The sequence below is a fragment of the Ktedonobacter sp. SOSP1-52 genome (genome assembly GCF_016587395.1).
Map to the genome: position 1 here is coordinate 400,015 of NZ_BNJH01000001.1, position 12,469 is coordinate 412,483.

16 protein-coding genes are annotated in these 12,469 nt (G+C 52.8%); 7 read left to right on the forward strand and 9 right to left on the reverse strand.

Annotated elements, in window-relative coordinates:
• Nucleotides 1–101: 101 nt before the first annotated feature.
• On the forward strand, nt 102–971 hold the full coding sequence (locus JMJ16_RS01705; protein WP_201377922.1) for an IS982 family transposase: 870 nt from the start codon (nt 102–104) through the stop codon (nt 969–971).
• 329 nt (nt 972–1,300) lie between these two features.
• Here JMJ16_RS01705 and JMJ16_RS01710 read toward each other — a convergent pair whose 3' ends face one another.
• Nucleotides 1,301–1,468 carry a hypothetical protein gene (locus tag JMJ16_RS01710; protein ID WP_201377924.1) on the reverse strand — a complete coding sequence of 56 codons (168 nt, stop codon included), beginning with the start codon at nt 1,466–1,468 and terminating at the stop codon, nt 1,301–1,303.
• Between the two features lie 371 nt (nt 1,469–1,839).
• On the opposite strand from JMJ16_RS01710, the gene JMJ16_RS55805 reads away from it, so the two are divergent.
• Together JMJ16_RS55805 and JMJ16_RS01715 are read left to right on the forward strand one after the other, a co-directional pair.
• Nucleotides 1,840–1,965: a hypothetical protein gene (locus tag JMJ16_RS55805; RefSeq protein ID WP_255553151.1), complete on the forward strand. Its 126-nt coding sequence runs from the start codon at nt 1,840–1,842 to the stop codon at nt 1,963–1,965.
• Nucleotides 1,966–1,995: 30 nt separating this feature from the next.
• On the forward strand, nt 1,996–2,976 hold the full coding sequence (locus JMJ16_RS01715; protein WP_201377926.1) for a hypothetical protein: 981 nt from the start codon (nt 1,996–1,998) through the stop codon (nt 2,974–2,976).
• Nucleotides 2,977–3,318: 342 nt separating this feature from the next.
• Here the strand turns inward: JMJ16_RS01715 and JMJ16_RS01725 are convergent, their stop codons facing one another.
• Both JMJ16_RS01725 and JMJ16_RS01730 read right to left on the reverse strand, forming a co-directional pair.
• Nucleotides 3,319–4,083, reverse strand: a complete 765-nt coding sequence (locus JMJ16_RS01725; RefSeq protein ID WP_201377928.1) for an LLM class flavin-dependent oxidoreductase — start codon at nt 4,081–4,083, stop codon at nt 3,319–3,321.
• Nucleotides 4,076–5,203, reverse strand: a complete 1,128-nt coding sequence (locus tag JMJ16_RS01730; protein WP_201377930.1) for an RNA-guided endonuclease TnpB family protein — start codon at nt 5,201–5,203, stop codon at nt 4,076–4,078. Before JMJ16_RS01730 ends, JMJ16_RS01725 begins: the two co-directional genes overlap by 8 nt.
• A 54-nt stretch (nt 5,204–5,257) precedes the next feature.
• Between JMJ16_RS01730 and JMJ16_RS01735 the strand changes: the two genes are divergently transcribed.
• Nucleotides 5,258–5,473 (forward strand): ribbon-helix-helix domain-containing protein, encoded by a 216-nt coding sequence (locus tag JMJ16_RS01735; RefSeq protein ID WP_236601526.1) that lies wholly within the window; start codon nt 5,258–5,260, stop codon nt 5,471–5,473.
• 1 nt (nt 5,474) lies between these two features.
• On the opposite strand, the gene JMJ16_RS01740 is transcribed toward JMJ16_RS01735, so the two are convergent.
• A complete protein-coding gene (locus tag JMJ16_RS01740; protein ID WP_201377934.1) occupies nt 5,475–5,717 on the reverse strand; it encodes an LLM class flavin-dependent oxidoreductase in 243 nt (80 codons plus the stop codon).
• Between the two features lie 149 nt (nt 5,718–5,866).
• Here JMJ16_RS01740 and JMJ16_RS01745 point away from each other — a divergent pair, with 149 nt between their 5' ends.
• Nucleotides 5,867–6,016 carry a hypothetical protein gene (locus JMJ16_RS01745; RefSeq protein ID WP_201377936.1) on the forward strand — a complete coding sequence of 50 codons (150 nt, stop codon included), beginning with the start codon at nt 5,867–5,869 and terminating at the stop codon, nt 6,014–6,016.
• A 381-nt stretch (nt 6,017–6,397) separates the two neighbouring features.
• Here the strand turns inward: JMJ16_RS01745 and JMJ16_RS01750 are convergent, their stop codons facing one another.
• The 4 genes from JMJ16_RS01750 to JMJ16_RS53510 all read right to left on the reverse strand — a co-directional run bounded on the left by JMJ16_RS01750 (nt 6,398) and on the right by JMJ16_RS53510 (nt 10,642).
• A complete protein-coding gene (locus JMJ16_RS01750; protein WP_201377938.1) occupies nt 6,398–7,693 on the reverse strand; it encodes an RNA-guided endonuclease TnpB family protein in 1,296 nt (431 codons plus the stop codon).
• Nucleotides 7,653–8,282 (reverse strand): IS607 family transposase, encoded by a 630-nt coding sequence (locus tag JMJ16_RS01755; RefSeq protein ID WP_201377940.1) that lies wholly within the window; start codon nt 8,280–8,282, stop codon nt 7,653–7,655. The genes JMJ16_RS01750 and JMJ16_RS01755 overlap by 41 nt, the downstream gene beginning before the upstream one ends.
• 394 nt (nt 8,283–8,676) lie before the next feature.
• Nucleotides 8,677–10,188, reverse strand: coding sequence for an FAD-binding oxidoreductase (locus JMJ16_RS01760; protein WP_201377942.1), 1,512 nt, complete (start codon nt 10,186–10,188; stop codon nt 8,677–8,679).
• A gap of 196 nt (nt 10,189–10,384) precedes the next feature.
• Entirely contained in the window at nt 10,385–10,642 is a 258-nt protein-coding gene (locus JMJ16_RS53510; RefSeq protein WP_236601120.1) for a hypothetical protein, read from the reverse strand.
• Here JMJ16_RS53510 and JMJ16_RS53515 point away from each other — a divergent pair.
• On the forward strand, nt 10,637–11,236 hold the full coding sequence (locus JMJ16_RS53515; protein WP_236601121.1) for a helix-turn-helix domain-containing protein: 600 nt from the start codon (nt 10,637–10,639) through the stop codon (nt 11,234–11,236). The genes JMJ16_RS53510 and JMJ16_RS53515 overlap by 6 nt on opposite strands.
• Nucleotides 11,237–11,401: 165 nt before the next feature.
• Entirely contained in the window at nt 11,402–11,818 is a 417-nt protein-coding gene (locus JMJ16_RS01775; RefSeq protein WP_374228978.1) for a nitroreductase family deazaflavin-dependent oxidoreductase, read from the forward strand.
• Nucleotides 11,819–11,968: 150 nt separating this feature from the next.
• On the opposite strand, the gene JMJ16_RS53520 is transcribed toward JMJ16_RS01775, so the two are convergent.
• Complete coding sequence (locus JMJ16_RS53520; protein ID WP_236601122.1) at nt 11,969–12,448, reverse strand: transposase; 480 nt, start codon at nt 12,446–12,448, stop codon at nt 11,969–11,971.
• Nucleotides 12,449–12,469: the final 21 nt, after the last annotated feature.

A 12,469-nucleotide genomic window follows, 5' to 3' on the forward strand; every position in this document is an offset into this window, starting at 1 on the left:
TGAGTGACCTGCTCTCTTGTCTCCGGGGGGACCCACTCACCGATGTATCAATAGATTCGTTCACGGAGTTCCCAAATTGACACTACCGGAGGGGTATAAGGATGAGTTTACTTGAATTGTTTTGTGATGTCGATGATTTCATGCTTAGTTTTGCTTCAGAGTGGAAGGCCAACCAACTAGCCACAGGCAAGCAGCGAGAGCGCGCCGGCCAGTTATGTCCAAGTGAGGTGATGACGATTCTCATTCATTTCCACCAGTCGCATTATCGAACATTCAAAGCGTACTACACGGAACACGTTCAGGTGCATCTGAACAAAGAGTTTCCGCACCTGGTTAGTTATACACGCTTTGTTGCACTCATCCCAGGGATGCTGATACCCCTTCTGGCCTACTTGCAGAGCCGATTTGGACCTTGCACTGGGATCAGTTTTATCGATTCCACCTCCCTGGAAGTTTGTGATCCCAAACGGATCAATCAGCATCGGGTCTTTGCTACTGATGCCAGGCGTGGGAAGACGAGCATGGGCTGGTTCTTTGGCTTCAAGTTGCACCTGGCAGTCAATGACCGAGGCGACCTGCTGGCATGTTGTTTGACAGCTGGCAATGTCGATGATCGCAAGCCGGTTCCCCAGATGGTCAAACGCCTGCGGGGCAAGTTGATTGGAGATCGAGGCTATGTCTCGGCTCCTTTGACTGCACTCCTTTTTGAGCAGGGACTCCAACTCCTCACTCGCCTCCGCAAAAACATGACCAATCAGCTCATGTATCTTTCAGATAAACTGCTGCTGCGCAAACGAGCCATCATTGAATCCATCATTGACCAGCTCAAGAACATCTCTCAAATTGAGCATTCTCGTCATCGTAGCCCGACGAATTTTGTTGTCCATTTGATCGCTGGGCTCCTTGCTTACAGCCATCAGGAGAAAAAGCCCGGCCTGCATCTGGATAAACGCGCTCTTCTGGCTGCTTGATGAGTTTGGCTTATCCAGAACTCACGTTATTTTATCTCTTCCTGTCCGTTTGCAGATAGGTGAACAGTTCTTGTCACAAGCATACAACCTTCAGGTAGGGTGAAAGTCAAGAGGGGGAATGAGTGTTTGGTCGATCTGGTTCAAATGAAAGATGTGGGCAAAGCGAGGTCTTGCTCTATCTCTGACCCAAGGGTCAAGCCCGTTTCATATTGGAAAGGGTCTGCACTCTGATATAGTATGTCTTTGCGTCGGCACTGCGAGGAGGGAAGGCGTTTGGGGCCTAGAAGACCTAAGATCTTCCAGACCCAAATACTTCTTCCGCGTGCGGGTCAGCAGGCACAAAGGAGTAATGAATCCGTAGAAGCAACCTGGGAGACTTTTTCCTTGACTGGTAATGCGGCTTCAATCAATCCCTCTTCGTCAAAGTAGCTGATAGCATCTCCAAGATTGATCAGTTCTAGATAGGAAATAATTGTTTGTAATTGTTCTATAGTCATGATCTCTCCCTCGCTGTCACTTAAGATTCCTCTCTATCAAGGAGGCTTTTCCTTGGCGATACAGACAATATGTACCGGCATGAGATGCGGAATGGACATAAACAAATTATCATCGCTCAGGCACATCCACTACCTTGCCAGCCAATATGAGCATATATCAATATTTTGCCGGAGGCATGGGTCAATGTACCCATTTTCTCCAGGTTGGGTGAGAATCTGCCCTTCCTCTTACTTTACATCCAACCACTTTATTAACTCACCAACGAACTATTTGTTTCCATATTACAAAAAGTAAGTGCATATGTCAATAGGTAGAGTTATCGGACCGAGCGTAAAACCCCTGCCTTGAGGTCAACCGGACACTTGTCCAGATGGACCCCCACCGGGGTCTAGAGCAACAATACACCCTCCTCGACCTCACCGTCCTGCTCAACAAGCAGAGTTTTCGTGCGCGTGTGCTCGACCTAGTGGAAGACGTCCATGTGCTTGACTGGTAGTACCAGTACTACGACCGCCTCGATGCCAGAATGCAGGAGGAGATTAGGACACCCGTCCTCACCAAAATCTCGGCCTATGCCAGTGCACCGGCCTCACGACGTTTACTTGGGCAACCTACCTCCACCATTGATGTTCGTCGCATTGTGGAACGGAGCCAGATCCTGCTCGTCAATACTGCCAGTGGGCACGTCGGCCAGGATGTCTCCTCGCTCATTGGGGCCTCGATCCTGGGACTCTTTTCCGCGGCGCTCTCCCGGCAGCTGTCCCTCCCGCCGGCGGAGCGCAACGTCTTTTTGCTTCTGGTCAACGAGTTCAGGAATTACCCCGTCAATTACGGTTCGATCCTGAGCGAACTGCGCAAAGCTGGCACCTTCCTGGTCCTGGCCACCCAATCCCTGGCTCAACTCGATGTGGTGGACCGGGCCTTGCGGCCGATGGTGTTTGCGAACGCCGATCATCTCTTTGTCTTTACGCTCACCGGAGAAGATGCCTACTTGCTGCGACATGAACTAGGGCATCTCTTGAGTCCCGAGGACGTGACCAACCTCCCTGATTACACCTGCTACGCTCGCTGGTCACTCAATGGGCAACGGCTCCCGTTCTTTTCCCTCACCCTCGATCTCCCCCCGTCTGGGAGTCGTGAGGGGGCAGAGCACCTGCGCGAGCAATGTGCGCTGCGCTACGGTCGCCCGGTTAGTGAGGTCGATACGCTGCTTGATCAGCTCAATGCGCGTCATGGAGCGCGTCCACGCAAGAAAGAGAGTACCTATGAACAGGCCGCTTCATCATTATTACACTTGGAGTCAGTCCCCGCTGTTCGGGAAACATCCAACCCAAATATGGCATACTCCTCCTCACCTGCCATCGCCCCCGTATCCTCTCTCTCGGGGCTGGAGGCGAAAGAGGAACCCCACACACGCAGGAAGCACAAACGATCATCGCTCAGGACGTACAGGCACGCTCACCGAGCGAGAAACGGGTCCGTATTCGCCGCCCAAAGGAAGCAGTGACACAGCCCTCAGCATCTGGTGATGCAATACCTTTCCAGGAAGCATCCATTGCGTCACCAGAACGACAGGTTGTCTCTCAGCCTGTCCCTCCCCAGCCAATTCCAGAAGCACACTAGCAGAAAAGGAACACAGAAGCACTGCTTCTTGAACAATATGCCCCGTCATGCAGAAGACACGCCCTGACTGGGATCTCGCTCAACCCAGCCTGCGCGAGAACTGGAAGGGCGACAAGACATTGCATCATCCCTACAAGGCAGCCAGGCAATAAGCTTATAGAGAAAGAGGATGCCGCCCCTGATGAAGCCAGGGCGGCATCCTCTTTCTCTATAAGCTTATTGCAACTTATTCACGGAGTGCGTATTTGTACCAGGTGTCGCGTCCTCGCTGGAGGCCAGTTCGCACATCTTCTGGATCGGTATCAGGCCAGACGCTTTGCAGGCACCAACTCACGCCCGCGTCCTTGTAGTCGATTAAAAGCGCCTGAGCATCCTCATCATCATATGCGGCAAAGACATTGCTGCTTACAACTATATCCAGTGGTAGATCGGATTCGCGGTGCTCATCCATAAAGGCACGCAACTGGACAACCTCTTCTGGCAAGATTTCTCCAAAGGTTCCATCTTCGCGTTGGGCAAAGGCATTCACACCATCCCTACGCGCAGCACGGAGCATAGGTCCCTTTCGCGGCCAGGTTCCAGCTATCCAAACTGGAATGCGCGGCTGCTGGAGAGGAGTGGGTAGGAAGGTGATCTCCTGCACCTGGTAATGTTCGCCACTGTAGCTAAACGGCTCTCCGCTCCATAAACCATTCAGGATATCCAGGCTTTCGTCGAGCAATTTGGCACGTGTGCGACTGTCTTGCTCCTCACCAAAATGGGTAAAGCCCTTATCACTCTCGTCGCCAGCACCCACGCCAAGAATCAAGCGGCCACCAGACAGGCGATCCAATGTGGCCGTTTCGCGTGCGACCTTCCAGGGTCGGCGGCGCGTCAGAGCCTTGACACTCCCCGGCTCAAGCCGGAGGATTCTTCCTTCACCCAGGCGACTTGCTGACTTCCATTGCTGAGAGACAGTAGAGGTTTTCCTGTCCAGAAGCGTTTCATGCACTCAGAGATGCATCAGTTGCCGTGTGCCCCACGGTACTGAGAGCCTTTTGCAAAATGTTCAACGCGGCGTTATGGTCCCTGTCTAAGACCACACCACACCCCGTACACACATGCGTGCGTACACTCAAGGTTTTCTTCACAAGCGTTCCACACGCACTACACGCTTGACTGGTGTAGTGGGGGGCTACTGCGATGACAGGAATAGTATGCATGGCTGCATAATACTTCACCCAAAGCAGAAATTGCCCCCATCCAGCATCATGAATGCTCGTGGCAAGGTGTCTGTTCCTCACCATATTGCGAATCTGCAAGTCTTCAAAGGCAATGAGATCGTGAGATGACACTAACGCGTTTGCCTGCTTTCCGGCAAAATCTTCGCGCTGCCTTTGGACTTTCAAATGGGCATAGGCCACGGCTTGGCGGGCTTTTTTGCGGTTTTTACTCTTCTTCTGTTTGCGTGAGAGGTGACGTTGCAAGCGTTTGAGGCGTTTTTCTGCTTTGCGATAATGGCGGGGATTCTCAACAGTGTTCCCCTCAGAATCAGTATAGAACACCTTCAAACCAACGTCAATTCCAACTTGTTTGCCAGTGGGAACATGTTCCACTCGTCGTTGTACCTGGATGCAAAACTGGGCATAATAGCCGTCTGCATGTCGGATAAGACGAACACGCATGATAGCGGGGATGGGACGAGTGGCAAGATCACGACACCCGATCAAACGCACTCTCCCAATCCCACAGCCATCAGTGAAGGTGATATGCTTGCCATCAGGGTCCAGCTTCCAGCCCGTTTGTTTGTATTCCACAGAACGATTATCTTTTTGAAAACGGGGATACCCCTTCTTGCCGGGCTTCTTCTGTTTGCAGTTATCGTAGAAGCGTACAATGGCAGACCACGTTCGATCCGCGCTGGCTTGTCGAGCCTGAGAATTGAGAGAAAAGACAAAGGGATGTTCTTTGGCAAGGACAGCGCAATACAGTTGTAAGTCATTCCTGGTGGCGTGATCATCCATCCACAAACGCAGGCACTTATTGCGAATGAATTGCACGATACGAATAGCTTCATCAATGGCGGCATATTGGAATTTCGTACCATCAAGCTTGTATTCGTAGATCAGCATTGCGCCCCTTGCTCCTTTTCTCATACTCTGCTATAATTATACATCATAATCTTGATGTATGCAAGAGGTAAAAAAGTGAGACGTACCAACATTTATCTGAATGAAAAACAACATGAAAAATTACATGAGCAAGCTGAGAAAGAGGGTGTCCCAGTTGCAGAATTAGTACGACGTGCCGTGGATGCGTTTCTTATGTGGTATGATCCATCCTATCAGCCAACTCCACCCAATCCACTCCAAACAAGGAAGAGCAATTCATCGCCCGGATAAATCACGGGGACTTTCTGGCTCGTTTCTGTACCATGGTACCAATGTGAATGCGCTCGGTGTTCAACGCGAGGGCCGTTAGCGCGATCCAAGGGTCACACACCTCCTGGCTATCGGCTTGGTAGTGGAGTGTGTCCCAGAGAAAGATACCATCCCAGCCATCGCTTTCCGCCAGAAACGCCAGGTCAACCAGCGTAGCAATATCACTATATCTGCCGACATTGGGCAGCGCCAGACCAAATCGCATATGAAATTGTTTCCTTTCCGCCGTTCTCCGAAACTTACCCATATATAGACATGCCATACACAGTGTTCGGTTCCTGCTTCAATGCAGAGCGAAAACGTACTGTTATCTATATCGAATTGCCAAAGCATACAGCAAAAACCAGGGGAGGGATGCAGGGCATCCTCGAGAATGCCCTGCATCCCTCCCCTGGCAATCTCCCACTTAGCCGTTGGAAGACGTTGGTGGCGAAAGGACCACCACTTGCCGATCGACAATCTCCACTCCTGGATGGAGTTGGATTTCGTACGACCGGCTATTGATCATACCCACTACCTGGGCATTATCTCCAGTACTTGAGAGAGGGGCCCATTCTCTTCCTTGCTCGGACAGAGATGCCAAATACTCAATCTCCCATGGCAAGGAAATGTGGACTGTCACTCCCTCTTGCCTCTTCATCAACCGCATGAGTCCTCCTTGTTCCATAGCCCCCCTTATTGTACCGCATTCGACGCCTCGCCTGACTCTGCTACCTTTCTCATACTCGAAAGTGAGCGAACCCACCCTCAAGCGGTTAGTTCTTCCTGCTTCATCGTCGATAGCCAGCGCACGGGAACCTTTGGATCAGCCCTCCCGTTTCGGTCTCACATCAACTCCCCAGGCATTTTACGTCCGGCGGTAGCCACTCTCCAGGACGGCCAACTTTACGCGTGAAGTTGGCGAAGCTGTTCTGTTGCGAACCACAGCACATTCAAGGCGGCATTGAGATCCCGGTCGATGAGCAGCCCACAGGCCAAGCACTGGTAGGTGCGGTGTTTGAGCGGCATGCGCTTTTTGACATGCCCACAGCACGAACAGCGTTTGGTCGAGGGAAACCAGCGCGAGGCGATGAAGAGATCGCCCCCGACGGTGGCCACTTTGGTCTTGAGGAACTGCAACAGTTGCCCCATCGCAGCATCGGCCACGGCACGCGACAGCTTCCGGTTGGCCATCATCCCCAGGATGTTGAGGTCTTCGATACCGATGGCCACACAGGTTCGCGCCAGTTCGGTCGTGAACTTGTGCTGGACATCCCGCCGGATGTTGGCGATCTGCTGATGCTTGCGCGCTACCTTGAGTCGTTGCTTCTCATACTGCTTACTGAACACGGTTCGCTTGGTTTGAGGATCCTTCGTCTTCTGTTTCTTTGACAGCTTCCGTTGCAGTTTGCCGAGTTTCTTGAGATGGAGTGCTAATGGCCTTTGGTTCTCAAGCCTGCGTCCATCAGAGACCACGGCAGCCCGCTTTAATCCGACATCTACCCCAACCACTGGGACGGGTTGGGGAGGGAGCTCTCTCTTGATCTCGACTTGAACCGAGACGTACCAATGACCTGCTTCGCAGGAGACGCTCGCCCCCAGGATTTTGACGGAGCCGCACAAGACGTGCTTGCGTTGGGTGCGCTTCTTCGTGGGAAGGCTTGCTTTCCCCTTTTCAACAAAGCGCAGCTTTTCTGCCAGATTGACCGTTCCTAGCTTACGCAGCAGCTTGCCTCGGTCCTTCTTCGTTTGGCGTTGATCGAGGATGAAGCGCCCTAAGCCGGGGATCGAGATCCAGTGACTGCCAACAGTGAATTTATCGTTGGAGAGATAAAACGATTCGTGCGACTTCCCCTTTTTCTTGTACTGGGGGGTGTTCGCTCTGCCCGCAAAGAAGTTGTCATACGCTTTCTTGAGGTCGTCGAAGGCTCCCTCCACCACACACTTCGTCACGTGATAGGTCCACGGATATTCTTGCTCCCGGATCTGGTTGAATTGCTTCTTGAGTGCGAGGGCATGTGGCGCTTTGAGCACGCGCTGCTCTTCGGGAACGCTTTCCTGCTCAGCTTTATACGCCTGATACTGCTTTTCCCACTGCTCCCGTCCCCAGTTGTAGATAAATCGCCTCGTGCCACAGGCTCGTTTGAGATACTCCACCTGTTCAAGTGTGGGGTTCATCCGGATCTTGTGCGCGGTTTTCATCCTTCAGCGCCTTTTCTAACGCTTTGCGGTAGTTCCGCAGACCATACAATCTCGATGAAAAACAGTGGAGAATGCTCATCAAATCCTGGACAAGCTCTTGTTCTGGAGAGAACGTCTCGGTGTTCATCACGACCAATTCCGTGTGGTGGGTCTCGCACAGATGTTTGATCAGAGCAAAGCCAAAGCGCGCCAGCCGATCCTGGTGCGCAATGAGCACACGCTCCACTTCTCCTGCCACAATGGCATCCACCAGAGCCAGAAACCGTTTGCGCTCAAAATTGAGCCCCCCACCGATCTCCAGAATCCAGTCGTCCACCACAAGCTGCTTGGAGACCGCGTAGCTCGAGAGCGCTGCCCGTTGGTTCTGCAAGTCCGATCGTTGAGCAGGACTGGACACCCGGCAATAGGCTATCGTTCGGCGAGCGGCTGGCCGCTGAGGAAGGTTGAGCGCCGTGGCCAGATCGGCCTCGCTATAATAGCGACGCCCAGAAAGCGTTCGTTTGGCATTGAGCCTGCCTTCCCGGTCCCAGCGCTGCAACGTTTTCACGCTGACACCCACCTGCTTGGCAAACTGTGCGACTGAGTACATATGACAAGTTTAGTTCACTTTCACACACTTTGTCAATACCTGATATATATCTCCTTTTCCTCGGCACAAACCCACGACTAGCAGCAATGGCAAGAATTCAGCCCCAGATCACACGACGGCTCTGTTCAGTGAGCAAAAGGGAAGAGATTTCAGCGAACCACCGAGGTTTCCACGCCACGTTGAGAGGAAGAACCGCTGGGGATCAACATATGAATAGTTGCATCTCCCTCACATTGCCTGCTGAGTGCCGCACGAGATTTTGGCTGTCTTAGTCTGTTACAGTAACGTCTCCCTGTGATGTTCCTTGTCATAAAGTATTGAGCAGCTCAAAAGCTGCTCACGGCACTAGAGGTTCGTCCTCTCGGCTCTTGCGTCTCTCAAACGCCCTCCAATGCTAAGTGAGAGGAATGCTCTGCTCAAAGTGGAAAACATTCTCTGGGTCGTACTTGCGCTTGACCTCCTGAAGCCTGGCAAGGTTGTCGCCGTAATAGACCCTGAGATCGGTGATGCTGCGGTTGGGAACGTTAATATAGGATCCATTAACATAGGGTTGCAACGCTTCACGGAATTGCTCAACCCATGCGGTGGCCGGACCCGCCTCCGTATCGTTCGTCCATGGGGAGTCCCACTCCATGTAGAACTTTGCCTGTCTATGGTAGAATGCCGTGGCGTCGGTCGGTATCCTGCTCACCGCTCCACCCCAGTTCAAGCACCAGATATTGGCCTGTGGGCTGGGGGCATTTGCCAGGAAACGATGGACCGTTTCAATGGCCTCAGGCGGAAAGGCGTCATAGACCCAGACCGAGGAAAACTTGTCAGGGCGCGGCGGATCGGGAGGGGCAGCGAAGTGCAGCCAGGCATCGAGATAGGGCATGGTCTGGATCGTCACGTTGGGCGTGCCAATTCCAAGCAGTGGTTGGAGCAACTGGCGCAACGGTGCCTCCTGTGATCCGAGGAAGATACCACCTGATGAAATGCTGCCATCTTTCAGGGAATTCGCGCTGAAGGTCGAACCCAATCGATCGTCCGCAGAGGGGGCCAAGGACTGCCAGATGCTCAAAAGCTCACTTACGTGCTGCCAATCGGCGGAACCCCAGGTTGCGTCATAGATCGTGACTGTTGAGATGGGGCGAATGGTGAAGGTGAAGGAGGTTGCGATGCCGAAGTTGCCTCCTCCCCCTCCACGGCACGCCCACAGCAGGTCGGAATGGTTGTGCTCATCGATCTGGATCACCTCGGCCCCCTGCTTGCCGCTGGGGACCACCATTTCGACGCCAATCAGGTGATCAGAGGCCAGGCCCATGGAGCGAGCGAGCATACCAATGCCTCCACCGAGCGTCACGCCACCTATCCCGGGGGTTTTCTCTCCTCCGCTGGGAATGGCGTAGCCGATCTTCCCCAGCGCGGTGACGACTGCTCCTTGCGTGGCCCCGGTCTGGACCGTCGCAACCTCTGCGCTTGTATCAACGTGAATCTGGTTCATATCACTCACATCAATGACCACCCCATCATCCAGCGATGACCACCCTTCCAGGCAGTGCCGACCGCTTCGTGCCCGAAGGGCGACATTGTGTTCTCGACACCAACTAAGCGCATTCACGACATCCTGCACGTTTTGACAAAAGACGATGACGAGGGGGAACTGAGAGAACTGCCGAGCCCAGCCCAAACGAGCGCTGTCATAGTCCGGGCTATTGGGAAAGACGAGACGCCCTGTCAGTTTGGTCTCCCCGGTAGCCTGCCCACCAGGTCCTCCATCGCGAAGCGCAGCCATGGCACGCTCATCGAGACCAGCTAGTTGTAGTCCTTCCAAACAGCTGGTTCCTGCGAGGGCCGCCAGAGCCTGGAGAACCTTTCGCCGCGAGGTCGGGGCTTTGGCGAATGCATCAAATAGAGTTGGTTTCATCTTCGTTTGCACCTTTTGGAGGATGTGAGCACAACGTTCTTACATCCGTACGTTTAACAGAACAGCCAGAGAAATAAGCAACTTTTACAGGGAACAACGAAGGAGAAACGCTGTTTTCTTTTCTTCGTTGCGGTAAAGACACTATCTACTGGCAGTCTAGCCTATGGGCTAAAAAGAGAAATCTACCTACACTTACCTATATAGAAGTTCCCTTCTCCATGAGGACTTCGCTGTCTTGCTCTGTCAGTGAAAGAGGCCAACCTCCCGACCATCCGTCTTGAGACTCGCACATGTGTTGCTCGCCTTTCTCTTGTGCAAGCAGGTCCAGGCGCTGGACAAGCACACGCTCGTCCTGATTTAGGATAATGCCTCCTGGCATGTGAGTAAGCAGGTTAAAACCTGGCTGCGCGATCACAATCAGATAGTACAGCAGGAGGGCAACGATGGTGTGCATATCATTCCGTGCTGGTTGCCTACGAGGAATCCCTGGCCGAACCGAATAGAGCCAAAGTGGGTTCACGGCAAACGAGCGATTGTCGAACCTGCTCGACTGCTACCTGCTCAAGAACTCAAACAGCGCGAGCGCCTTTTGCCAGCGCAGTTTCATCTCCCAGTTGGAGGAAGGAGGCGGCGGACACCAGGGCTACGACGGGAGGAATTGGCTCATCTGGCAGGGATTGGGCTGACCTGGTATGTCAAACTGGAACAAGGCCAGGATATTCAGGTTTCGGCTCAGGTATTGGAGAGTCTTGCCTGCACGCTTCAACTCACGCCTGATGAGCGAAACTATCTGTTTCTCCCGGCACGTGAGCAGTTTCCCCTGCCTCTACATACCCCTCTTCCAAACATTAGTGTAGAACTCCAAAACGTCCTGGATGCGCTTCTTCCAAACCCCGCGTTTGTGACGAACGAGCGGCTCGATATTCTTGGCTGGAACCGGAGTGCCTCGCGCGTTTTTGCGGATTATGCCTCTTTGCCAGCCTGGGAACGCAATCTGGTCTGGCTTATTATCATCAGCCTTTTTCCTCTTGACTTCAAGTTCACTTGAACCAATATACTTCTTTGTAACCGAGAGAAACGTATCGGCCAGAAGCCCCGCGTTGCCTCCCGGTTTGAGGAGAGTGCTTGAAATATCTCATCGAATGATGGCAATGCGCGACCGTAATTGCCATCGCCCATTGCATGAGAGGAGAAGGATATGGCAAAACCGAATATGAACGACTGGAACCAGCAGATCATCAAGGAATTTCGTGCGAATGGAGGCAAGGTTGGAGGATCGTTTGAGGGCGTGCCCTTGCTTTTGTTGATCACCACGGGGGCAAAAAGTGGGCAAAAGCGCATCAACCCACTTACCTACCTTCTCGATGACGAGCGTTTGTTTGTTTTTGCAGCGTATGGTGGCTCACCGACGAACCCAGACTGGTATCACAACCTGGTAGCACACCCCCAGGTGAGTGTCGAGCTTGGGACAGAGCAATTCGAGGCTACAGCAGTGCTTATTGAGGGTGAGGAGCGCGATCAGATCTATGCCAGGGAAACGCAAGTTCATCCAGGTGCTGCTGAGTACGAGAAGAAGACGACCAGGAAAATCCCGGTCGTGGAGCTTGTTCGTCGCAATAGTTCATGTTGACACTTCACTGGCTGAAGCCCTGATACTGATACACAAAAAGGGGTACTTTAATTGTTGATGTGAACTGGCTTGCTTTGAATCGAACAAAGCAAGCCAGTTCTTCGCGTTTGTCAAAAGAAGCGAGCATTTTACTGACATCGTGATAAGAAACTAAACTGAGTAGCCGCATTGCAGTGAACAACTACGAATAATGTCGCGTTTGTGACGTAATCGCTCTTTTGCTCGAAGCAGCTCTTGATACAAGTGATCGAGGTCCCGACAACAGAGATTGCCCATCTCGACGCGCTTGAGATACTGCCAGATGCCCTCATCTGGGTTGAGGTCGGGAGCGTAGCCTGGAAGTTGCTCCAAATGCAGTCGTTTGCCCATCTTCGTTTTGAGAAAGGTCTTGATCTCATGGTTGCGATGGATGGGAGAGCCATCCCAGATGATCAGGACCTTGCCGCTGATCTTACGCAACAGCACTTTCAGAAATCCGACCACTGCCTCCGCATCATAGGAGGTCTGGCGCACTTGCATGAAAAGCCGCCCATCCAGGGTAATCCCACTGATCGCGGAGAGGTGATCCCGTGTCAGTTTCACGCGCAGAAGAGGCGTTTGCCTGCGCGGAGCCCAAGTACGAACCGCCATTGGCAGCAGATAGAACCCAGC

Excerpts from the sequence above, each read along its gene's own strand:
- JMJ16_RS01715 (WP_201377926.1), top strand. The coding sequence starts at position 1,996 with ATGCAGGAGGAGATTAGGACACCCGTCCTCACCAAAATCTCGGCCTAT.
- JMJ16_RS01705 (WP_201377922.1), top strand. The coding sequence starts at position 102 with ATGAGTTTACTTGAATTGTTTTGTGATGTCGATGATTTCATGCTTAGT.
- JMJ16_RS01710 (WP_201377924.1), bottom strand. The coding sequence starts at position 1,468 with ATGACTATAGAACAATTACAAACAATTATTTCCTATCTAGAACTGATC.
- JMJ16_RS01735 (WP_236601526.1), top strand. The coding sequence starts at position 5,258 with ATGTATGCAAGAGGTAAAAAAGTGAGACGTACCAACATTTATCTGAAT.
- JMJ16_RS53520 (WP_236601122.1), bottom strand. The coding sequence starts at position 12,448 with ATGGCGGTTCGTACTTGGGCTCCGCGCAGGCAAACGCCTCTTCTGCGC.
- JMJ16_RS01760 (WP_201377942.1), bottom strand. The coding sequence starts at position 10,188 with ATGAAACCAACTCTATTTGATGCATTCGCCAAAGCCCCGACCTCGCGG.
- JMJ16_RS55805 (WP_255553151.1), top strand. The coding sequence starts at position 1,840 with ATGGACCCCCACCGGGGTCTAGAGCAACAATACACCCTCCTCGACCTC.
- JMJ16_RS01775 (WP_374228978.1), top strand. The coding sequence starts at position 11,402 with ATGAACGACTGGAACCAGCAGATCATCAAGGAATTTCGTGCGAATGGA.
- JMJ16_RS01750 (WP_201377938.1), bottom strand. The coding sequence starts at position 7,693 with ATGAAAACCGCGCACAAGATCCGGATGAACCCCACACTTGAACAGGTG.
- JMJ16_RS01755 (WP_201377940.1), bottom strand. The coding sequence starts at position 8,282 with ATGTACTCAGTCGCACAGTTTGCCAAGCAGGTGGGTGTCAGCGTGAAA.
- JMJ16_RS01740 (WP_201377934.1), bottom strand. The coding sequence starts at position 5,717 with ATGCGATTTGGTCTGGCGCTGCCCAATGTCGGCAGATATAGTGATATT.
- JMJ16_RS01745 (WP_201377936.1), top strand. The coding sequence starts at position 5,867 with ATGCAGGGCATCCTCGAGAATGCCCTGCATCCCTCCCCTGGCAATCTC.
- JMJ16_RS53510 (WP_236601120.1), bottom strand. The coding sequence starts at position 10,642 with ATGCACACCATCGTTGCCCTCCTGCTGTACTATCTGATTGTGATCGCG.
- JMJ16_RS01730 (WP_201377930.1), bottom strand. The coding sequence starts at position 5,203 with ATGCTGATCTACGAATACAAGCTTGATGGTACGAAATTCCAATATGCC.